At 72.9% G+C, this 20,799-nt stretch carries 21 protein-coding genes and 3 tRNA genes; 9 read left to right on the top strand and 15 right to left on the bottom strand.

The genetic code is table 11. The features are described from left to right. Window positions 1-5: 5 nt before the first annotated feature. Together DK412_RS24925 and DK412_RS24920 are read left to right on the top strand one after the other, a co-directional pair. Window positions 6-350, top strand: a complete 345-nt coding sequence (locus tag DK412_RS24925) for a DUF1330 domain-containing protein (protein ID WP_245447259.1) — start codon at window positions 6-8, stop codon at window positions 348-350. Between the two features lie 72 nt (window positions 351-422). Next, window positions 423-500, top strand: a tRNA-Pro gene (locus tag DK412_RS24920). A 514-nt stretch (window positions 501-1,014) separates the two neighbouring features. Here DK412_RS24920 and DK412_RS24910 read toward each other — a convergent pair. From DK412_RS24910 to DK412_RS24885, 6 genes are read right to left on the bottom strand one after another with little or no spacing between them, the layout of a single operon-like run. Further along, window positions 1,015-1,722, bottom strand: a complete 708-nt coding sequence (locus DK412_RS24910) for a class I SAM-dependent methyltransferase (RefSeq protein WP_109974156.1) — start codon at window positions 1,720-1,722, stop codon at window positions 1,015-1,017. Continuing rightward, window positions 1,719-2,810, bottom strand: a complete 1,092-nt coding sequence (locus tag DK412_RS24905) for a glycosyltransferase (protein ID WP_109974155.1) — start codon at window positions 2,808-2,810, stop codon at window positions 1,719-1,721. Before DK412_RS24905 ends, DK412_RS24910 begins: the two co-directional genes overlap by 4 nt. Then, complete coding sequence (locus DK412_RS24900) at window positions 2,807-3,721, bottom strand: galactosyltransferase-related protein (protein ID WP_109974154.1); 915 nt, start codon at window positions 3,719-3,721, stop codon at window positions 2,807-2,809. The genes DK412_RS24905 and DK412_RS24900 overlap by 4 nt, the downstream gene beginning before the upstream one ends. Before the next feature lie 52 nt (window positions 3,722-3,773). Then, window positions 3,774-4,964: a glycosyltransferase gene (locus tag DK412_RS24895; RefSeq protein WP_245447256.1), complete on the bottom strand. Its 1,191-nt coding sequence runs from the start codon at window positions 4,962-4,964 to the stop codon at window positions 3,774-3,776. A 23-nt stretch (window positions 4,965-4,987) separates the two neighbouring features. Then, the gene (locus DK412_RS24890; RefSeq protein WP_204165437.1) at window positions 4,988-5,848 is read right to left on the bottom strand and encodes a galactosyltransferase-related protein; all 861 of its coding nucleotides are present in this window, start codon (window positions 5,846-5,848) and stop codon (window positions 4,988-4,990) included. Further along, window positions 5,838-7,904: an HAD-IIB family hydrolase gene (locus DK412_RS24885; RefSeq protein ID WP_109975477.1), complete on the bottom strand. Its 2,067-nt coding sequence runs from the start codon at window positions 7,902-7,904 to the stop codon at window positions 5,838-5,840. Before DK412_RS24885 ends, DK412_RS24890 begins: the two co-directional genes overlap by 11 nt. Window positions 7,905-7,964: 60 nt before the next feature. On the opposite strand from DK412_RS24885, the gene DK412_RS24880 reads away from it, so the two are divergent. Together DK412_RS24880 and DK412_RS24875 are read left to right on the top strand one after the other, a co-directional pair. After that, window positions 7,965-9,005 (top strand): glycosyltransferase family 4 protein, encoded by a 1,041-nt coding sequence (locus tag DK412_RS24880; RefSeq protein ID WP_109974153.1) that lies wholly within the window; start codon window positions 7,965-7,967, stop codon window positions 9,003-9,005. Then, a complete protein-coding gene (locus tag DK412_RS24875) occupies window positions 9,005-10,186 on the top strand; it encodes a glycosyltransferase family 4 protein (RefSeq protein WP_109974152.1) in 1,182 nt (393 codons plus the stop codon). Before DK412_RS24880 ends, DK412_RS24875 begins: the two co-directional genes overlap by 1 nt. A 218-nt stretch (window positions 10,187-10,404) precedes the next feature. On the opposite strand, the gene DK412_RS24870 is transcribed toward DK412_RS24875, so the two are convergent. After that, window positions 10,405-11,403, bottom strand: coding sequence for a hypothetical protein (locus DK412_RS24870; RefSeq protein ID WP_109974151.1), 999 nt, complete (start codon window positions 11,401-11,403; stop codon window positions 10,405-10,407). Between the two features lie 97 nt (window positions 11,404-11,500). Between DK412_RS24870 and DK412_RS24865 the strand changes: the two genes are divergently transcribed. Further along, complete coding sequence (locus DK412_RS24865) at window positions 11,501-12,142, top strand: hypothetical protein (RefSeq protein WP_109974150.1); 642 nt, start codon at window positions 11,501-11,503, stop codon at window positions 12,140-12,142. Window positions 12,143-12,167: 25 nt separating this feature from the next. Further along, window positions 12,168-12,842 carry a hypothetical protein gene (locus DK412_RS24860; RefSeq protein WP_109974149.1) on the top strand — a complete coding sequence of 225 codons (675 nt, stop codon included), beginning with the start codon at window positions 12,168-12,170 and terminating at the stop codon, window positions 12,840-12,842. Window positions 12,843-12,873: 31 nt separating this feature from the next. Here DK412_RS24860 and DK412_RS24855 read toward each other — a convergent pair whose 3' ends face one another. The 3 genes from DK412_RS24855 to DK412_RS24845 form a co-directional block, all read right to left on the bottom strand. Next, window positions 12,874-13,110, bottom strand: coding sequence for a hypothetical protein (locus tag DK412_RS24855; RefSeq protein WP_109974148.1), 237 nt, complete (start codon window positions 13,108-13,110; stop codon window positions 12,874-12,876). Window positions 13,111-13,165: 55 nt separating this feature from the next. After that, window positions 13,166-13,240, bottom strand: a tRNA-Val gene (locus DK412_RS24850). A 142-nt stretch (window positions 13,241-13,382) separates the two neighbouring features. After that, window positions 13,383-13,457, bottom strand: a tRNA-Val gene (locus DK412_RS24845). A 319-nt stretch (window positions 13,458-13,776) separates the two neighbouring features. On the opposite strand from DK412_RS24845, the gene DK412_RS24840 reads away from it, so the two are divergent. Both DK412_RS24840 and pyk read left to right on the top strand, forming a co-directional pair. Further along, the gene (locus DK412_RS24840) at window positions 13,777-14,601 is read left to right on the top strand and encodes a hypothetical protein (protein WP_109974147.1); all 825 of its coding nucleotides are present in this window, start codon (window positions 13,777-13,779) and stop codon (window positions 14,599-14,601) included. Between the two features lie 365 nt (window positions 14,602-14,966). Beyond that, window positions 14,967-16,403 carry a pyruvate kinase gene (gene pyk, locus DK412_RS24835; RefSeq protein ID WP_109974146.1) on the top strand — a complete coding sequence of 479 codons (1,437 nt, stop codon included), beginning with the start codon at window positions 14,967-14,969 and terminating at the stop codon, window positions 16,401-16,403. A 448-nt stretch (window positions 16,404-16,851) separates the two neighbouring features. Here pyk and DK412_RS24830 read toward each other — a convergent pair whose 3' ends face one another. Continuing rightward, entirely contained in the window at window positions 16,852-17,406 is a 555-nt protein-coding gene (locus DK412_RS24830) for a hypothetical protein (protein ID WP_162596293.1), read from the bottom strand. Between the two features lie 91 nt (window positions 17,407-17,497). On the opposite strand from DK412_RS24830, the gene DK412_RS24825 reads away from it, so the two are divergent. After that, window positions 17,498-18,007, top strand: a complete 510-nt coding sequence (locus DK412_RS24825) for a GNAT family N-acetyltransferase (protein ID WP_109974144.1) — start codon at window positions 17,498-17,500, stop codon at window positions 18,005-18,007. Between the two features lie 41 nt (window positions 18,008-18,048). Here the strand turns inward: DK412_RS24825 and DK412_RS24820 are convergent, their stop codons facing one another. The 4 genes from DK412_RS24820 to DK412_RS24800 all read right to left on the bottom strand — a co-directional run bounded on the left by DK412_RS24820 (window position 18,049) and on the right by DK412_RS24800 (window position 20,552). Beyond that, window positions 18,049-19,041: an alpha/beta hydrolase gene (locus DK412_RS24820; protein WP_348629349.1), complete on the bottom strand. Its 993-nt coding sequence runs from the start codon at window positions 19,039-19,041 to the stop codon at window positions 18,049-18,051. 41 nt (window positions 19,042-19,082) lie between these two features. Next, entirely contained in the window at window positions 19,083-19,727 is a 645-nt protein-coding gene (locus DK412_RS24815) for a hypothetical protein (protein ID WP_245447252.1), read from the bottom strand. A 219-nt stretch (window positions 19,728-19,946) separates the two neighbouring features. Next, on the bottom strand, window positions 19,947-20,072 hold the full coding sequence (gene ykgO, locus DK412_RS24805; protein WP_012334921.1) for a type B 50S ribosomal protein L36: 126 nt from the start codon (window positions 20,070-20,072) through the stop codon (window positions 19,947-19,949). A gap of 183 nt (window positions 20,073-20,255) precedes the next feature. Further along, a complete protein-coding gene (locus tag DK412_RS24800) occupies window positions 20,256-20,552 on the bottom strand; it encodes a hypothetical protein (protein ID WP_109975474.1) in 297 nt (98 codons plus the stop codon). Window positions 20,553-20,799 lie beyond the last annotated feature (247 nt).

Here is a 20,799-nt window from a genome sequence, read left to right as displayed (position 1 = left end):
ACCCCATGAGCCCCACCCCCATGAGCCTCCCCGCCTACGCCGTCGCCCATCTGCGCACCGTCGACATCGGTCCCGCGATCGCGACCTATCTCGCACGCATCGACGCCACCCTGGCGCCGTTCGACGGCCGGTTCCTCATCCACGGCGCTCGCCCCGACCCGCTCGAAGGCGATTTTTCCGGCGACCTCGTCGTCATCGCCTTCCCGGACCGCGCCCGGGCCCGGGCCTGGTACGAGTCCCCCGCCTACCAGGCGATCCTGCCCCTGCGCAAAGCCCATTCCGACGGCGTCGCCTTCCTGATCGACGGCGTCCCCGCCGGCCATCGCGGCCCCGACGCCCTCGCCGGTTGACCCGCGCATGCGGAAGGGGCTTGCGTCGCGATGAGCGCGGCGCTAATACCCCGCTCGCCCTCTTCGGGGCGTCGGAGCGTAGCGCAGCCCGGTTAGCGCACTAGTCTGGGGGACTAGGGGTCGGAGGTTCGAATCCTCTCGCTCCGACCATTAAGAAGTCTGCTATAGCAGAGACATTACGACAGGCGGCCTTCGGGCCGCCTTCGTCGTTTCTGGGGTCCGCATGGGCGAGTTCTCGGAGGGGGGAGGGTCCCTCCCTGGGCCGGTCACGGCGAGCGAGGCGAGGCGCGACTGCGGAAGGGTGCCCGACCGTGGAGGGGAAGCGTAGAGCGAACCTGCGGGCTAACGAACAACAACCGGATAGTCGGCGATGCCGAGCAGGGTGAGCGGGCAAACGACCGCGAAGCTCTCGTGACCAAGGCGAGGCAGCGTCGATCCGGCGGTCGTGCAGGGACGGGACGCGGTCTCGACCGCGGGATCTCGCCTCGTGCCCGAAAAGGCGACGCCGTCGATGGACGGCGCGATGTCAGCTGCGGCCAAACGCTCGCTGCGGCGCGGGGCCAAGTAGCAGAGCCAAGTAGCGCAGAGCCAAGTAGCGCAGGGATACGTCCTGCGCGTCTCGGTTCGAGCGACGCGGCACGACAGGCACCACCGGCCTCCGGGCTCACCCGCCCGGGATCGGCGTGATGAACTTGGGCTTGAGGAAGTTGGGCTTGAGGAACTTGGCCTTGCCCCGGAACGACCAGGGCCCCTCCAGCCCGTGCTCGGCACAGAACGCGTCGACGGCGCGGCCGACGCCGGGAAATTTTCCGCCGAGGCGGTCGTAATCGTCGGCGATGAACAGACCGCCGGGGCGCAGGACCGGCCACCACGCCCGGAGATCCGCCGCCACCGAGGCCTCCTCGTGGCCGGCATCGAGGTGGATCACGTCGGCGGCGACGCCGCGCAGGCGCAGAAGCTCGGCGGCGTTCACCGAATCGAGCGGCAGCGGCACGATCCGGTCGGCCATGCCCTCGCGCAGGACGTTGGCCAGGAAGGTGCGGTAGAGGCTCGGATAGCCGTTCTCCATCGCGAGCTCCGCGAACAACGCCGGATCGGCCCAGTGGTCGACGGCGCCGAGCCAGGTATCGACCGCGATCACCGTGCCCGGAACGCCGCCCGCGGCCATCGTCCGGGCGAGGTGGAGCGCGCTCGCGCCCTTCCAGGTGCCGATCTCGACCACTACGCCGGGGCGCCAGTCGTGCACCGCCTCGTCGAGATAGGGGTGGACGCTGCGCCAGCCCTGGAGGTCGAGGGGGCGCAAGGTCTCCGGCGGGTTCGCGAACGGGTCGCGGCCGTGCCACAGCGCGTCGATGATCGTCTGGCGGGTCATGGTGCGGCTCGGGAGGCGGGGGACAAAGATGGCGCGCCGGCGCGGGCCTCGGCGTAGAGGGCCTCGCAGGCGTCGAGCCAGCGGTCGCGGGTGAACAGGCGCAGGACCCGCTCGCGCGGGACCCGGCGCGGGATGGCGAGGGCCGCCGGGATCGCCCCGGCGAGGGACGCGACGTCCTCCGACGCAACCAGGCGGCCGGCCTCGCCGACGATCTCCGCGGCGGCGCCGCGGGCGAAGCCGGCGACGGGCAAGCCGCAGGCCATCGCCTCGATCGCCGCGAGGCCGAACGGCTCGTCCCAGCACGGGGTGAACAGGAAGACCGAGGCGCGCCCGAGCTCGGCGGCGAGCGCCGGTCCGGGCAGGTGGCCGCCGTAGCGGATCGGCCCGCCGAGCAGCGGGACGATCGCGCCCTCCCAGTAATCCGGTTCCTCGACCGGCCCGAACAGGGTCAGGGGCAGGCCGGCGCGCCGCGCCGCGGCAATCGCGAGGTGCGCGCCCTTCACGGCCGCGAGGCGCCCGCTCCAGACGGCGGAGCCGTCGCCGCGCGCGCTCCAGGGCCAGGCGGCGGGATCGATGCCGTTGTGGAGAACGGACGCCTCCGGCGGGGCGCCGTCCGGCCACCAGGCCCGGAGATGCGCGGCCGAGGTCGCGGTGAGGCGGTGGGTCGGCGACGGAGAGTCGTGCACGAACCAGCGCAGGGCGTCGTAGGGCGGCGCGTGGAGCGAGGTGACGGTGGGAACCTGTTCGGTGCGCCGCCGCTCCAGCGGCAGGCGGCTCAAGGCGTTGTTGTGCAGGACGTCGAAGCCGCCCGTCGCGATCCGGTCGCAGGCGGCGGCGTAGGCGGCGTCGACATGGGCCTTGAGGCCCGAGTCGCCCCGGTGCTCCAGCCCCGGGAAGCGTGCCTCGTGATGGACCGGGCTCACCGCGTCGAGGGTGAAACGCGGGTCGCTGTCGCCGGAGGCGAACAGCACGACCTCGTGGCCCCGGGCGGTCAGCCCCGCGGCGAGGTGCCAGCAATAGGCCTCGAGGCCGCCCGCGAAGGGCGGCGCGATCGGGTGGCGCAGATGGGCGAGGAGCGCGATCCTCACGCCGGCACGGCCGCGCCGCGGGCCTCGATGGCGCGGATGACGGACGCGGAATTGGTGTAGGGCTGGTGGCCCTGCTGGCCGGTGAGGGCGAGGTCGTCGGCGTCGGGGCGGCGCAGGATGCGGATCGGCCGGTCCGGCGTGTCGTCGATCAGCCCCATCACCCGGAAGGCGTGGAGCCAGTGCCCCATGGTGCGGTAGCCCCACTTGGCCTCGAACAATTCGGCGTTGCGCACCACGCTGTCGAGGTGGTGGACCGGCGGCATGTGGTGCGGGTGGTACTGGTGATAGGCGAGGCCGCCCTTCATCCAGGCGATCGGCAGGCCGCCCTGGTCGAGGGCCTTGCCGAAATCGGTGTCCTCGCCGCCATAGCCGGTATAGCGCTCGTCGAAGCCGCCGGAGGCCAGGAAGGTGGCGCGCCGGATCGCGAAGTTGAGCGACCAGAAGCAGCGGTAGTCGGGGCAGATCTCGAGGCCGGTGGCCGGGGGCCCGCGGCGGTCGGAATGCTTTTCCGCGACGCTTGCCAGTCCCTCGTAGGTCCAGTCCCCGGCCGTGGCGTGCTCGGGCAGGTGCAGGACCTCGCCCATCAGCAGGCCGTCGAGGGCGCAAAGCCCCGCCGCGTAATCGGCGACGAGATCGGGTGCGGGAATGCAGTCGACGTCGAGGAAGACGATCGCCTCGCCGGTGGCCCCCGCGACGCCACGGTTGCGCGCGGCGGCGAGCGGCAGCGCCGCGCCCGGCACCCGGATCTGGCGCACCGGAAAGGACGCCTGCGGAAGATCGTAGAGGTCGTCCTGCATCACCGCGACGATGAACTCGACGGGCTTTTGCGTCTGGCGCTCCAGGCCGCGCAGGACGTTCGCCAGATGGGCCGGCCGGCCCTTGGCCAGGGTCACGACGGAAACGGTGGACATGCGGGCTCTCGGCTCCGGCAAGAGGAATTCCGGCAAGGGGGATGAGGAGGGGTCAGCCGGCCGCGACGACGCGCAGGGCTCTGGCTTCTTGATTTTGCTGCATTTTCTGCGACGAACCGGCATCCGCTTCGTCGGAAAATGCTCCGGCGCCCTGCCAGAGCTCGTCGGTCAGCCCTTCGAGCCAGCCGGCGGCGCGGGCGGCGGCGTCCGGCGCGTAGAGGCTCTTCAGGGCGGTCCCGTCGAGGGCGCGGGCGCGGGCGAGCAGGTCGCGCCAGCCCTGGAGGTCGCCGGGCCAGACCGGCGCCTGGACCGCGGCGCCGAGGCGCACCAGGGCCTCGGCCTTGCGGGTCTGCTCGCCGAAATAGCGCCATTCCGGCATCACGATCAGGCGGCCGCCGACCCGCGCGACCTCGTGCACCGTGTTGTCGCCGGCCGAGGCCACCACGAGGTCGGCTGCCGCCAGGTACTCGGTGACCGACGGCACCCAGCCGAGCTCGCGCAGGTTGGAGAAATCGGTCTCGTGGCCCTCGCGGTGGGTCGGCCCGAGGGTCAGCCACAGGGCGTCGGGCGCGGCGCGGGCCGCGACCGTGAGCGGCGCGTAGGGCGTGCCGCTGCCCCCGCCGCCGGTGACCGCCACGATGATCTCGCGGTCCGGGTCGAGGCCGAGCCTGGCCCGCGCCTCGGCCCGGTCCGGCACCCGGTCGACGCTGGTGCACAGCCCGCCGCTGTAGAAGGTCTTTGCCCGCAAGGCCGCCGGATAGTCGTCCTGCTCCAGCCGCGCGTCGAACGGCGCCAGCATCCCGACGCAGGCCTCGTAGGACCCGACATGGCCGATATCCTGGCGGTCGCCGTGCATGCGGATCTGCACCGCCGGCACGCTGGCGATGCGGGCGAGCAGCGCGATCTCGGCCGAGACGTCGACGACGAACAGGCCGATGCCGCGCTCGTCGAGGTGGTCGAGGATCTGGCGCATCGTCCGGCGCATCTCGGCGAGCCCGAGGGGGACGCAATGCATCACCTGCGGCGTCGGCTCGGCGTAGAGGCGCGGGGTCGGCACCGCGGCGCCGATCATGTTCGGCAAGGCCACGATCTCGATGTCGCGGGTGAATCCCTCGAACAGGTGCGGGCCGGCGGTCAGCACCGAGACCGGGCGGTCGCGGGCGAACTCCGCCGCCACCGCCATCGTGCGGTTGGCGTGGCCCCGGCCCTGGTGGTGGACGAAGAACGCGATCGGCTTCTTCATGGAATCTTTCAAGCTGGGATCTCTCAGGAGAACAGGGCGTCGGGCCGCAAGGAGGCGGCGATCTCGGGGAGGGTCGGCGAGCGGACGAGGCGGATCGCGTCGGCGCCCTCGTCCCAGTCGATCAGGCCGGCGTCGCGGAACTGGCCGAGCCAGTAGGTCATGCACCAGCGCCCGTGCCGGGCCCGGAAGCGCGCCGCGTTGGCGAGGATCGGCGCGAAATGCTGCAGGGGCGGCACGTGGACCGGGTGGTGCTGGTGGTAGGCCCGCGCGCCGGCGACCCAGTAGGTCGGCAGGCCGTTCAGGCTCAGGCGGGCGGCGAGGTCGGTCTCCTCGCCGCCGTAGCCGGCATAGGCCTCGTCCATGCCGCCGACCGCGCGCCAGGCCCGCGCCGGCAGCGCGAAGGACAGGCCCCAGAGCTGGCCGGCATCGGGCTCGGGGCGGATCCCGGTCACGGGCGCCGGGGGCCGGGCCGGATGGGCGCGGCCGAGCCGGTCGAGCGCCGCCTCGTCGCCCGCGGCGGCGTCAGGGGGCAGGTACAGCACCTCGCCGAGGAACAGGCCGTCCGTGTGTGATGCGGCCTGCGCGTAGGCCGCGACGAGGCCGGCGCCCGGGATGCAATCGACGTCGATGAAGACCAGCAGGTCGCCGGACGCCGCCTCCGCCGCCCGGTTGCGGGCGGCGGCCAGCGGCATCAGCTCGCCCGGCACGTGCAGGTGGCGGAGCGGGCAGCCGGGATCGGGCAGGTCGGGAGCGGGCTCCGCCTGCATCCAGGCGATCACCAGCTCGCGTGGGCGCGCGGTCTGGCGGGCGAGGCCGCGCATCAGGTTGCGCAGCCGGTCGGCCCTGCCGCGCACCAGGGTGAGCACGCTGGGTTCAGCCGGCATGGGCGTCGGCATGAGCGTGCGCCCGGCGGAAATGCCCCACGCCCTCGATGATGCCGCGGGCATGCGAGGCCCGGGCGACGTAGGAGTGCCGGAGCGCGGCGTGGCCGGCGAGGTCGTCGGAATAGTTCGCCACGATGATCGACTGGGCGCGGGCGCGCAGCATCTCGACGTCGTTGCCCGAGTCCCCGGCCACGAACAACGCCCGCTCGGGCAGGCCGTAGAGGGCGCGGACGTGGTCGACGGCGGTCCCCTTCGAGGCCCGCTCGGGCAGGACGTCGAGGTAGCGGCCGTGGCTGTGGATCACGCTGGCGCGCAGGCCCGCGCGGGCGAGGCGGGCCCGCACCGCCTGGGCCGCCGCGGCGTCGCCGAAATAGCTCAGCTTGAACGCGCGCTGTTCCAGCGGGCCCTGGGGCTTGAGCCCGTCGAGGCCGCCGAGCGCGGCGCGCACGGCCTCTCGCTCCCAGCCGGCGGCGATCGTCCCGCGCCAGGCGGCATCCGCCGTGTAGGTCACGCCGTTGCCGTCGAGGTGGTAGATCTCGGAGCCGACCGAGGTGATCATCACCTGCGGCCGCGGGCTGTCCTGCTGCTCCAGCACCGCCATCGCGCTGTGGAACGAGCGCCCGGTCGCGACCCCGAAGGCGAGCCCGGCCTGGCGGCTGCGCCAGCGCCGGAAGGTGCCGAGGGCCGTCGCGCAGCCGACGAGCGTGTTGTCGATGTCGCAGATCAGGAGCTGGCGCGGCGCCCGCAGGGGCGGCACGGGCGTGCCGAGCGCCCGCAGCAGGGCGTGGTAGCGCGCCGCGTGCCGGTCCCAGTCATAGGCGGCCGCCGCCCGCGCGCCGCCGGCGACGCAGGCCGCGTAGAGGGCCGGATCGTCGAGGATGCGCGTGCAGGCCGCCGCGATGGCGCCGGGGTCGCGCGGATCGACCAGGAGGCCGTTGCCGCAGGTCTCGACGATGTCGTTCGGTCCGCCGCTGTCGGTGGCGACCAGCGGCAGGCCGGCGGCGGAGGCCTCGAGCAGGGTCAGGCCGAAGGGTTCGTTGAGGGCCGGGTTGACGAACAGGCCGCCGCGCGCCCGCGCATGGGCGTAGAGCGCCGGCACGTCCTCGGGCCGGTGGGTCTTCGGGTAGGCGATCCGGCCGTAGAGGTCGTGGCGGTCGATCAGCACCAGGAGGTCGCGCATCGTCGCGGCCATGTCGCCGTCGAGGGCGTCGATGTCCTCCCGGGTGCCGGCGACGACGACGAGGTTCGCCCGCGCCTGGAGGTCCGCGCTCTCGCCGTAGGCCCGGACCAGGGCGGCGAGGTTCTTGCGCGCCACCGGTCGGGCCAGCGCCAGCAGCACCGGCTTGCCCGGATCGTGCAGGAAGCGCGCGATCGTGGCATCGACCCGCGGGTCGGGCCGGCTGTCGGCGAAGCGGGCGAGGTCGCTGCCCGGCGGCAGCACCCGCACCCGGCCCGGATCGTAGGCGGCGTAGCCCGCGTACTGCACCTCCGCCTCGTCGCGCGAGGAGGCGATGACGAGGCTGGCGCGGGCGAGGGCCTCCTCCTCCGTGGCGATCCGGCGGGCGAGGCCGGGGTCCTCCGCCGCCGCCTCCCCCAGCATCGACGCCTTGGCCCGGCCCAGCGAATGGGCGGTGAACACGAACCGGATGCCCAGGCGCTCCTCGACGATCGCCGCCACCGCGGCCGCGTCGGCGTAATGGGCGTGGATCAGGTCGGGGGCCGTGCCTTGCGCGGCGATCCAGGCGATCAGGCTCTCCGCGAAGCTCGCCACCTCCGCGTGCATCTCCTCCTTGGTGCGGTAGCCCGGGGACGCGCTCGCCAATCGCACGAGCGCGATCTTGTCGCCGACCCGCTCTTCGGGCACGGCGTAATCGGGCCCGGGCGGGCCGTCGAACAGGCGCGTCGCCACCACGATCCGGTCGATCCCGGGATCCTGCGCCGAGGCGGCGACGAGATCGAGCAGGTAGCGGATATGGCCGCCGGTATCGGCGGTGAGCCCGTAGACGACGTCCCGGCCGCGCAGGCAGCCCTGCAGGGCGACGTGAAGAACGAACATCAAGCCGCTGCCGTAGCGGAGCATCCCGAAGGACAGGACGATTCAGGTGAGGTACAGTCTGTGATCCGCGTCGCCCAAATCGCCCCGAACATCTTTCCCATTCCCCCGACCCATCACGGCGGCACGGAGCGGGTCATTCACGACCTCAGCACTGCGCTGCGAAGCTTGGGCGTGGAGGTAACGCTGTTCGCCCCCTCGGACAGTGCGACAGACTTACCCCGTATCGGTGCCCGTCCGAGCCTCGCGGCCCTGGAGCACCGCTACGGCAAGGTCGCGCCCGGCGTGCCGGCCGCCCTCGACGCCCTGCAGCTCGAGGCCCTGCGCCGGCGCCTCGACGACTTCGACATCGTCCACGGCCACGGCGAGTTCGCCCATGCCGCGCTCTTGGGCGAGCGCCGGCGCCGCAGCCTGACGACGATCCACTGGCGGGTCGACGAGCTCGACCGGGCGTTGTTCTTCGAAGGGTTTCCGGATCTGCCGGTGGCGGCGATCTCGGCGGCGCAACAGGCCGGCATCCCGGCCGCGAACCGGGCCGGGATGGTGCATCACGGCATCGACCGGGGCCGCTACGCCGCCTGCCTCGCGCCGGGCGGGCACCTCGCCTTCGTCGGGCGGATGACCGACCAGAAGCGGCCCGACACCGCGATCCGGGTGGCGCGGGCGGCGGGCTTTCCGATCCGGCTCGGCGGCACGATCGACGTCGGCAATCCGGGCTATTTCGACCGCGCGGTGCGCCCCTTGCTCGGCGATGACGCGGTCTATCTCGGGCCGGTCGACGACGCGGCCAAGGGCGCGCTTCTCTCCGGCGCCGCCGCGCTCCTGTTCCCGATCGACTGGCCGGAGCCGTTCGGCCTCGTGATGATCGAGGCGATGGCCTGCGGCACCCCGGTGATCGCCTGGAACCGCGGTTCGGTGCCGGAGATCGTCGAGGACGGGGTGACGGGCTTCGTGGTCTCCTCCGAGGACGAGGCCGTGGCGGCGCTCGCCCGGATCGGGGCGATCGACCGGGCGGGGGTGCGCCGCCGCTTCGAGGAGCGCTTCACCGCCGAGCGCATGGCGCGGGACTACCTCGCCCTCTACCGGCGCCTGCTGGCGGCCTGATGCGCACCGCCCTCCTCGCCTGGGACTACCCGCCGGCCCCGAGCGGCCTCTCGACCGCGGCGCGGGAGATCGCCGAGAGCCTGGCGGAGGCGGGCACCGACGTGACGGTGTTCACCCTCGACCGCACGGGCACGGCCCGGGCCGGCGGCGTCGCGGTCGTCGGCCTTGGCCTTCCGCCGGCGGAAGGCCTCGCGCGGTTGCGCCTCTGGGGCTCGGTCGGCCACCTCGCCGCGCCGCTCGCCTTCCGCCGCGCGGTGCTCGCCGCCCATGCCCGCGCGCCCTTCGACGTGGTCGAGGCGACGAACTGGTACGCCCCGGCCGCTCTGCTCGCCGGGCGCCGCGACCTGCCGCTGGTGACGCGCTCGTCGACCCCGGCGGCCTTCACCCGCGGCCCCGCGCCGACCCTGCGCGACCGCCTCGACGGGGCCACCGCCGACGCCCTCGAGCGGCGCCAGGCACGCGGAAGTGCCGGCCTCATCGCCAACACCGCGGCGCACGCGGCGGTGATCGCGCGGGCCTACCGCCTCCCGGGCCGCCGGCCCGAAGCGGTGATCGGCCTCAGCCTGCCGCCGGAGATCGCCACGAGCGCCCGCGACGCGCCCTACCCGGCGGCGGAGGCGCCCGTGCGCCTGCTCTTCGTCGGGCGGGCGGAACCGCGAAAAGGCTTCGACGCGCTGCTGGCCGCGGTCGCCCTCCTCGCCGCGGAGCAGGAGCGGGGCGGGGTGCCGCCGTTCCGGCTCGACCTCGTCGGGGTGCCGCCCGGCGACCTGCCGGCGGACCTGCCCGCGGCGGCGTTGGAACGCCTCCACGCCCGCGGCCGGATCGACGCCGGGGCACTCGCCGCGGCCTATGCCGAGGCCCACGTGGTCCTGGCGCCCTCGCGCTACGAGAGCTTCGGCCTCGTCTACCAGGAGGCCCTGGCCTATGGCCGGCCGGTTTTGGCCTGCGCCGAGGATGCCAGCGCCCGCGCCTTCGTCGGCGCGCCCGACGCGGGACCGCTCGCGGTGGCCGCCACCGGCCCGGCGCTCGCCGCGGCCCTGCGCCCGCTGCTGCGCGATCCCGCCCTGCGCCGGGCCTACCGCGCCCGTGCGCTTGCGGCGGCCGGGCGGTTCACCCGGGCGAGCCTGGGGGCTGAGACGCTTGCATTGTATCGGCGGGCGATCGCGGCTCACGGGGGATGACGCGGCTTCCGCTCGGTCCAGCCGAATAAAGGTAAGGCACACCTCCCCTCTCCCGTGTGGGACAGGGGTCGGGGGTGAGGGTGCTACGCGTCCACGTAAAGCGCTGAGCGTGGTGCTGGCAGCTCAACAGTCAGAGTTTAATCCGGCACCGTGTCACCCTCACCCCTACCCCTCTCCCAATCGGGAGAGGGGATCCCGCGATTTATCCTGATGTTGTTTTACTCAGAGTAAGGCCGCAGCAACGCCTCCTCCTCCTCGATCCGCCCATGTCCCGGATCGAGCGCCTCGTAGGTCCGCGACCGGGCCAGGACATGGGCGCGGCTCAAGCGGTGGTCGATCGCGCCGTGGAGGGTGATGAAGCTGCGGCGCCAGCCGCCCTCGAGGACCGGGCGCTCGTGGACGCGGCCGGCATAGCGCACGGTCGTCCGGTTCAGCCGGTACTGCACGTCCGGGTAGACGTCCGACAGGATCCCCTCGACGCGGTTGCGCCGGGGCAGCCCGACCGAGACGACGTCGCCGTCCTCGGCCAACGCCGCGAGCGCCGGCAGCAGCCGGCCGGTCTTGAGATCAAGGGTCTCGTCGGCGTCGAGTTGCAGCATCCAGGCGTGGCGCGCCAGGTCCTGGAGGGCGTTGCGCTGCGCCGCGAAGTCGCCCGCGAGAGGCCGGCTCGCCACCCGCACCGCGCCGTCCGCGAAGCCCGCGACCGCCACCGCGCGGGCCGGCGCGGCTGCGCCGTCGAGGAGGATCGCGACGTCGTCGGCCCAGGCGGCCTGAGGCGCGAGACCGGCCAGTACCGCGGGAAGCTCGGCCGGGCGGCAGAGGAGGCCGAGGGAGACCGGGGGACCCTGCGGTGCGAGGTCGTGGAGCCGGGCCCGCGCCGCACGCGGGCTGTGCGGCGCCAGGAGCGCGGCGCGGTCCTCCGGATCGAGCGGGGAGAGGCCGCGGCCGAGGCGGGTCGCGGCGATGCGCAGGGTGTAGAGGTCGAGGCCGTAGGGCGCCTCCGGGTCGGGTAAGAAGATCGGCCGGCCGAGACGACGCCCGAGGTCGCGCCAGCACGCCGCCGGATCCGCGTCCCGCTCGGTCAGGACGCCGCAGGAGCCGCAGGCCACCGGGAAGGCGCGCTCGCGCCCGGCAGGATCGGTCAGGCGGCGGTCGCTCGGCGCCAGCATGGCGGCCGCGCAGAGGAAGCAGCGGCGCGAAGAGATCGTCAGGGGCATTGCTCGGGTCCGTACCGGTCGGGGCTGGTCGCGCGGGCCGGGCGCCATACCTCCGGGGTCCATCCGACGAACCCCCGCCCTGAGACATCTGCCGCGCGTGCCCGACGACGTCGACCCCCTCCGCGCGGCCTGGCCGGGCCTGTCCGACCTCGGCGCGGTCGCCCTCGTGGGCAATGCCCCCGGCACCGAGGCGAGAGCGGCCGACGCGGCGGCGGCCGTGCTGCGCTTCAACAACGCGCCGGGCTTCGGCGGCCGGAGCGGATCGCGGGTCACCCATCTCGCGCTGGTCAATCGCGGCGGGCAGATGCGCGAATGGCTCGCCGATCCGGGCTTCCTCGACCGCCCGGTGGTCCGGCAGGCCGAGGCCTTCGTGCTGCCGTTCCCGATGCTGCCGGAGGCGCAGAACCGCCCCGAGCCGATCTGCTTCACCCGCGGGGCGCTGGCGCTGCTGCGCCCGCTCGGCAAGCCGGTCCACGTCCTGCCCGAAGAACTTCACGACGAGGCCCGGCGCGTGCTCGAGGCCGGCACTGGCGCCGGCGGCCGGCCGAACCCGAGCACCGGCTTCCTCATCGCGCTCGCCCTCCTCCTCGGGCGCCCGGCGGGCGCTCCCGCGGTCGAGGCCCACGGCTTCGGATTCGCCGGCTGGCCCGGCCATCCCTGGGCGGCCGAGCGCGCCTGGTTCACCGACGCCGCGGCGGCCGGCCGCTTACGCCTGCACCCTCCCCCGGCCGACGGATGACCTCTCCCTCAATGACCCCTTTCCCATGGCAACCCTGATCACCGTCCTGAAGAGCGGCGGCCGCTACGACGCAACCTGGGTCGCGCGCCTCGCCCGCGGCGTGCGGCGCCACGCGCCGGCGTTCGGGCGGATCCTCTGCCTCACCGACCTGCCCCTCGCGGTCGCGGGCGTCGAGCGGGTGCCGCTCCGGCACGACTGGCCGGCCTGGTGGGCGAAGATGGAGGCGTTTCGCCCCGGCCTCGCCGACGGGACGGTGCTCCTGTGCGACCTCGACACGGTCCTGACCGGGCCGGCCGACGCGCTGGCCGAGCCGGGCCTCGCGGCGATGGAGGATTATTTTCACAAAGGACGCGTCTCGAGCGCGCTGCTGCGCTGGCAGGGCGACGACCTGTCCCCACTCTACGCGGCCTTCGCGGCCGAGCCCGAGCGCTGGATGGAGCCGGGCTCCTGCGGCCCGGTCCCGAACGCGGTCCACGGCGATCAGGTCGTCATCAACCATTGGCTCGCCCGTCGGGCGCTGAGGCCCGCCTTCGTCCAGCACCGGTATCCGGGCCTGCTCGACTTCTACGATCCGCGCCGCGACGCGCACGGCCCGGTCGTGATCTTCATCGGCGAGGCGAAGCCCGACACCGCCCGCGGCATGGTCCACGCGGCCTGGGCCGGAGAGGAAGGCCCTGCGCCGTCATTGCCGGATCGGTGACGGCGCGGCGGCCGGCCCTTTCTTGGAAGCGTCAGCCCTCGGCCGCCCGCAGCGAGCGGGCGCAGGCCGCGAGGATCGCTTTGGCGTGTTCGGGATACTGGGCGTGTTCGGGATCATCGTCCCGCAGCACCGCCTCGAGGGTGCCGATGGTCTCGGCGAGCAGCGCCTCGCCGTCGGCGACGCCCTGCTTGTGCAAAGCCACCGCGAGGGCGGTCGCCAGGGTGGCGAAGGCTATGCCCACATCCTGGCCCACATCCTGATCGGTCATGAGGGACATCCCCGTCGGCGAGGAGACAAGACGGTAACGGATACGAGAGGGAGGATGGTGGGCGCGACAGGGATCGAACCTGTGACCCCTACGATGTCAACGTAGTGCTCTCCCGCTGAGCTACGCGCCCATCCGGCCTGCCGTCATCGATATCCGGAGGCCTTGTCCGGCAACCCTCGCGAGCAAGGGGCCGTCACTCTCTTTCATCCGATCCGGACCAACCAGTCCGGCACCGCTCCGGGGAGATGAACTCCCGACATCCGGAGTGGCGATGGTGGGCGCGACAGGGATCGAACCTGTGACCCCTACGATGTCAACGTAGTGCTCTCCCGCTGAGCTACGCGCCCTCGGCGCCGCGTGTCGCGGCCCCGGTGTGAGAGGGCGTATAGAGGCAGTTGCGGCGGGTGACAAGCGGGTTCCTTCGCCGGCTCCGGCGGCAACGCAGTTTTCCGTTTCCGGCCCTCGACGGTGCCGCGATCGCGCGCCGACCATGCCCTGGCGAATCGGGGAGCGGGCGAATCATGGACCTGATGCAGGATCGCGCGGCGCGGACGTTCTGGGGCAAGGCCCGGCCCGACGCGAGCGCCGCCCACCCGTTTCACCCGGCCTGGGCCCACGGCCTCGACGTGGCGGCCGCCGGCCGGGCGCTGCTGCGGGCCCGGCCAGGTGCTCGTCGCGACCCAGGTCGCCGAGAGCTCGCTCGACCTCGATTTCGACCTCGCGGTCACCGATCTCGCGCCGGTCGATTCGGTGCTCCAGCGCGCCGGCCGCCTGTGGCGCCACACCGGCCGCGACCGGCCGATCCCCGGCCCGGAGCTCGTCGTGGTCTCGCCCGATCCCGCCGGCGCCGTCGCCGCCGCCTGGGCCGCCGCCGCCTTTCCCCGCGCGGCCTACGTCTACCGCGACCACGGCATCCTGTGGCGCACCGCCCGGGAGCTGCCGGCCCGCCCCGCCTTCCGCGTGCCGCAGGACGTGCGCCCGGCGATCGAGGCGGTGTTCTCCGAGGACGAGACCGACATCCCCGCGCCCCTGCTGTCGATCCACTTCGACGCGGTCGGCCGGGCCGGCGCCGAGCGCGCCGCCGCCCACGGCGCGCTGCTCGCCGCCGCCGCCGGCTACTGGCCCGACCAGGCCTGGCCCGACGAGGGCACGGTGCCGACCCGCCTCGCCGAGGAGAGCCGCAGCGTGCGCCTCGCCCGGGTCGCGGACGGCCGGCTGGTGCCCTGGCATCCCGACGCCGATCACCGGCTGGCCTGGGCCCTCTCCGAGGTCACGGTGGCCGTGCGCAAGCTGTGCGGCCACCTCGCCCCCGCCGCGCCCTGGCACGCCGCCGTCGCGGCGGCCCGGGCCGGCTGGAGCCGCTTCGACGCCGCCGTGATCCTGCTGCCCCTGGAACCTCAGCCGGACGGCACCTGGCAGGGGATGCTGGTGGCGGAGGATGGCGGGTCCCTCATCGTGACGTATGGGTCGCGGCTCGGGCTCATGCTCTGAGCTGACTTCGCGTCTTGGCGCGTCGCGCTCTGAATCCTGGCGCCCGGCGCCGATCCGGGGCATCGTCGGGCTCGTCCGGGAGGCCGACACGGGCCGGCGAAACGGAGCGGGAACGCCGGTGGGTTCTTTGACATTGTGAAACGTGAGGTGGATCAATCGCTTCCAGAAGGAGTGTTTCCCGCAGGCGCGGGGATGAACCGGTCCGCCGCGGCACGCTCACGCAATGATCGTGGTGTTCCCCGCAGGCGCGGGGACGAACCGCTGCGCCATCACCCGCACCCCGCCCGCCGCCAAATCGCCGATTGACCCGGGCCCGCCGACCGGCTTTCCGTAGCGCGATTTTTCCTCACCCCGGACGACACCCCATGAAGCGCGCCCGCCGCACCAAGATCGTCGCGACCCTCGGCCCGGCCTCCGAGGATCCGGCGGTGATCGAGGCGCTGTTCGCGGCCGGGGCCGACGTCTTTCGCATCAACATGAGCCACCTGCCGCGCGAGCGGCTGAGCGAGCGGGTGGCGACGATCCGGGGCATCGAGCAGAAGCTCAAGCGCCCGATCGCCGTGCTGGTCGACCTGCAGGGGCCGAAGCTCCGGGTCGGGCGCTTCGCCGCGGACGCGGCGATGATCGAGAACGGCCAGAGCTTCGTCCTCGACGACGATCCGACCCCGGGCGACGCGACCCGGGTCCACCTGCCCCATCCCGAGATCCTGTCGGCGCTCGAGCCCGGCCACGCGGTGATCGTCGACGACGGCAAGCTGCGCCTCGTCGTGACCGAGGTCGGGCCCGGCCGGGCGGCGACCCGGGTGGTGACCGGCGGAAGGATCTCGAACCGCAAGGGCGTGTCGCTCCCCGACACCACGATCCCCGTCGCCGCGATGACCGAGAAGGACCGCCTCGACCTCGAGGCCGGCCTCGCGGCGGGCGCCGACTGGATCGCGGTGTCGTTCGTGCAGCGCCCGGAGGACGTCGCCGAGGTCAAGGCGGTGGCGCAGGGGCGTGCCCTGGTGATGGCCAAGATCGAGAAGCCGCAGGCCGTGGCCGCCCTCGACGCGATCATGGCGGTGGCCGACGGGCTGATGGTCGCCCGCGGCGATCTCGGGGTCGAGATGCCGCTGGAGCAGGTGCCGGGCGTGCAGAAGCGCATCACCCGCGGCGCCCGCCGCCTCGGCAAGCCGGTGGTGGTGGCGACCCAGATGCTCGAATCGATGATCACCGCCCCGGTGCCGACCCGGGCCGAGGTCTCGGACGTCGCCACCGCGGTCTACGAGGGGGCGGACGCCGTGATGCTCTCGGCCGAGAGCGCGTCGGGCGCTTATCCCATCGAGGCGGTCTCGACGATGAACCGCATCGCCGAGCAGGTCGAGCAGGACGGGATCTACTGGTCGATCATCGCGGCGCAGCGCAACCAGCCGGAAGCGACCGCCTCCGACGCCATCGCGGCCGCCGCCCATCAGATCGCCGACACGCTCGGGCTCAAGGCCGTGATGGCCTGGACCGCCTCGGGCTCGACCGCCCTGCGGCTCGCCCGCGCCCGGCCCGACGCCACCGTGATCGCGCTGACCCCGAAGCGCGAGACGGCGCGGCGCCTCGCGCTCGCCTGGGGCACCCACCCGATCGTCACCAACGACGCCAGCGACATCGACGACATGTCGTTCCGCGCCTGCAAGTTCGCGGTGCGCGAGAATTTCGCGGGCGTCGGCGACCGGGTGATCGTGGTGGCGGGCCTGCCCTTCGGCACGCCGGGGGCGACCAACCTCGTGCGCATCGCCATGGTGACGCCGGAGCATGCGGCGAAGGCGTGAGGCCCAGGCCGGATGCATGACCCTAGGTTCGCGGCGATAGATAGCAGATCTTAACTCGATGTTATGGTCAATGAAACTCCGTCATCTTGCGCAAAGCGCTTGAGGAACGTGGAATTGTCGAGAACAGGGCAGATTTGCCCTTGGGTTGGGAATATGTGGCGCATTATGCTCAGGCATGATTCTCTCGCCCTGGCTTGAAATCTCCGAAGGGTGAGCCAAACTTCGGCGGAGCGGCTGCGAGCCTCTTCCCGGTAAGGGGCGGCTGAACACTGCGGAATGGTGGCATCGTCCCGGCAAGGGGCCGCCCTTCACCGTCCCGGTCGAGGAGGATGGGCGCAGCGACTTCTGGGCGATCCAGCGGATCTGCGATGCGTTCCGCGATGTGCCCTGGCTGCCGCTGGACGATTAGGCCGCATCATGGTGTATCGCCCTTCGCGGGTGTTCGGCGCTACGGAACGCGGACACTCCGCGCAACGGCCCGCCAAACCGCCTGCTCCGGCTTCTCATCGGCGGCTCCGAGGCTGACGAGGCCATCGGCCCGATAGGTCAGAATACGCTTGGCCGGCAGGTACAGGGACCATTGCTCCTCGTCGTTCCCCTCGCAAGGCCAAGTCGTCAGGCTCGCGCCGAGATCGAACGAGAAAACGGCCTGCCGGGAGGTGGTGTCCAGCGTGAACGCCGTCAGCCGCTGCCCGTCCATCGTCCGCGCGGCGGCCTCGATCTGCGCGGGAGGGCTGTCGTCATCCGCCAGGACCTGCCCGTAGGCGATGAGGCGCCAGTGGCAGCAGAAGACGAAGAGGTTCCACTCTCCGACCGGCTTGACGATACGCCGCGCCGCCAATTCCCTCAGCCTGGGGGAGGACGAGGTCGAGACGTACGGCTCTCGCACGAAGAGACGGGGTGATCCGAACTCGAGGGAGAGGATGCTGCCCTGCCCGCGCTCGACGCTCCAGCAGGGCAGGCCGATCAAAGGTGCGAAGGCGGTGGTGACGGCGTCGTCCATGCGCCCGATCATGGCCCGCGCCATGAGGTTCGCAAACCCACACGCTTCCGGACTTCCGCGCGAACCCGCGACCAAGCAAGCTCGGTGACCGATGAGCGCGCCCCCGATCCCGATCCTCCGCACCTCCCGGCTGACGCTGAGGGCCCTCGGCGAGGCGGATCACGCCGCCCTGCACGCGCTCGCGCATGACGAGGCGGTCGGCCGCTTCATGCATGAGGGCGAGCCGCCGTCGATGGCGCAGATCGCCGCCCGCGTGGCGGGATCGCTGCGCCAGTGGCACTCGCGCGGCTACGGCATGATGGGTGTGGCGGGTGCCGAGGGGTTCGTCGGGCGTCTGGGCCTGTTCCACCCTCCTGGAGCCGCGGATCCCCTCCTGGTCTACGCGCTGGGTCGGCGCGGCTGGGGCCGGGGTTATGCGACAGAGGGCTGTCGCGCGTTCCTGCACTGGCTCCGCGACACGCACGGACCGATGCCGGTCCTGGCGCAGATCGACCCGCGCAACGACGGGTCGGCGCGCGTGGCGGCGAAGCCCGGAGGCGTGCAGACGGGGACGGCGTCGCGGGCGGGCCACGTGCTGGACATCTGGACCCTCATGGCCTGAGGCCGTCCGCGATCCGCCGCGCCGGCCCGGAATCGAGCCCCCTACTCCGCCCCCGCCCGCTCCCGCGCCGCCAGCGCCTCGATCTCCGCCACCACGGTGTCGGCGGCGACGTACTGGAGCATGTGGCCGACGCCCCGCAGCACGACGAGCTTCGCGCCCGGCACCTCGCGGGCGAGCGCCGCGGCATGCACGTCGGTCTTCACCACCGGATCGATGTCGCCGGCGATGATGACGGTCGGCGCGGTGATCTCGCGGTAGCGCGGGCTCTGCTGCTGGAGGAAGGCGTAGAGCCCGTCGAGATCGCGCAGATTGGCCCCGAAGGTCGAGGGGCGCAGGATCAGCGGCACCCGGGCCCCGTCGAGATAGCCCTCGGGGAGCCCTTGCGGGCGGAAGACCACCTCGGCGAAGCGGTCGAGCGCCGCGAAGCCCAGCGGCGCCGCGACCGTGTAGGTGGCGAGCGTCAGCAGCATCCGCCCGGGCAGCGAGCGGTACCAGGCGGCGTAGCCGCCGACCGAGCCGCCCGGCCAGGGATGGCTGACGGGGGCGAGGAGCGCGAGGCCGGCGACGCGCTCAGGAAAGTCGAGGGCGAGCGCCGTGGCGAGCGCGCCGGACCAGGAATGGCCGACGATCAGCGCCGGGCCGACCTTCATCGCCGCCAGCGCCTCGCCGATCAGCCGCGCCTGCACCGCCGGCGAGGCGGCGTCCGGGGCGATGCGGTCGCTGTAGCCGAAGCCGGGCCGGTCGAAGGAGAGCACCCGGAAGCCGTCGCCGGCGAGCCGCCGGCCGATCGCCTGCATCGGGTCCATGGCGTTGGCCGACGCCCCGTGGAGCAGCACCACGGTGCCGCGGCTGGGCGCGCCCTCGCCGGGGCCGGCCTCCAGCACCGCGAGGTGCCCGCCCTCCACCGCCACGCGCCGGCCCGCCGGGGGATAGCGCGCCTCGACCACCCCCGTGATGATCCAGGTCGCGAGCAATCCCGCGGCGACGAGCGCCAGCACGAATCCGGCGAGCAGGCCGGCGATCAGGGTCAGCACGCGGGAGATCCGTCCTTGGAGCCGGCGCAGAGGCCGGCCGGTCACAGGTCGCGGCCGTCGACGTCGGGGGCGAGGCGCTCGATCGCCTCGTGGACCTTGCCCATGCGGGGATAGATCGCCTCGGCGCGGCGGAAGGCGGCGAGCGCCCGGGTCTTGTCGTCGCTCGCCATATAGATATGGGCGAGCGCCGCCCAGGCCTCGAAGTGGCGCGGCTCCAGGGACAGGGTCTTGTGCAGGTCGGCGAGCGCGCTCGCCTGGTCCTCGAGCAGGAAGAACGCGGTGGCGCGCCGGCTCCAGCCTTCGGCCCAAGCAGGCTCCAGCACCGTCACCCGGTCGAGGAGCTCGACGGCGAGCGGGTAATCCTTGGCCTGCATCGCCTCCGCGGCGCGGCTCGCCAGGAGATCGACGGTGTCGCTGCCGGAGCGGTCGAGGCGGCGCTCGATCAGCTGCGCGACGCCCCGGGCCTCGGCATCGTCCTTGGCCGCCTTCAGCCGGGCGAACAGGTCGTCGAGGGTGACGGGCGCGCGAGGGGCATCCTTCGGGGCATCCTTGGAAGAGGCGTCCCTGGACGCGTCCTTCGGGGCCGCGATCGCCGGCGTCGCGATCGGCACGATCGCCGAAACGACGAAAGCCGGCGCTCCGAGGAGGCCGGCCATCATGCAGATCGGAAGAGAGAGACGGCGCATGCCGGCACTGTCCGGCGCCGGCGCTGCCCCGTCAACGCGATGGCTTGCCGCGGTTCGCCGCGGGCAAGCCCCACGCCTCTTATATCAACGGCCTCGTCGATCTCGGGCCTGCCCGAGATCGACGAGGCCGTTGACCCATCTCGAATTTTCGATGCCAAGCCAGAGGCTTGGCGAAAATTCGAGAACGGAACCAAAGGTCGTTTTCAACGACCGTTGGTATTAGCCCTGGCGGGCCTTGTAGCGCTTCTGGGTCTTGTTGATGACGTAGACCCGGCCCTTGCGGCGCACGAGCTGGTTGTCACGGTGCCGGCCGCGGAGCGACTTCAGCGAGTTGCGGATCTTCATCGGTCTGGTCTCACGTCGGTGCGCCGGAACGCCCGGGCGCGGATGGGAAAGCGGGCTCGCGGCGAACGCCGACAAGACGAACGCCGACGCCGGGCGATGCGGAGCACCGCCCGTGCGGAGGCGCGTGACTTACCCGGCCGGGACCCGAAAAGTCAACCGGACCGGGGCGAAAAGGTCGCGGCCCTACAGCCGGGAGAACGGCGCGTTCGGGGTCAGGGCCGGCGAGCCGGGGCTGAGCGGCTCGCTGTCGCCGATCACGCTGGTGGTGCCGCCGGGCGGGCCGTCAAAGCCGACGACGCCCATCGGGTTGCTCGGGGTCACGTTCGGGTTCGGCCGCAAGGGGCGGACGCTGCCGGTGGCCAGCGGGTCGGCCGGGTTCGTCGCGCGGGGGCTCACCGTGATGTCGAGGGCCCCCTGGGCCGAGGCCGGGCCGGCGAGGCCGAGGGCGAGGAGGCCGGCGAGGGCGAGGGTCGTCTTCATGGTGGGGGTCTCCGGTGCGGCCATGCCGCTCTTCGCGGGTCATGCGCGGCGCGGCGGTTTCGTTCCGCCGACGATCCTCCTCCCGCCCACGACCTCATCCTGAGGTGCTGCTGCTTGCAGCAGCCTCGAAGAGGGCTCCAGCTCGCTCGGAGATGCCTGGAGGCCTCCTTCGAGGCTCCGCGATCTGCGATCGCGTGCGATCGCCAACACCTCAGGATGAGGTCGTGGGTGGGAGGGTGCCCTGCCC

It is taken from the genome of Methylobacterium sp. 17Sr1-1, assembly GCF_003173775.1.
Taxonomy (GTDB): Bacteria; Pseudomonadota; Alphaproteobacteria; order Rhizobiales; family Beijerinckiaceae; genus Methylobacterium.
This window is presented reverse-complemented; position numbering and strand designations above follow the sequence as displayed.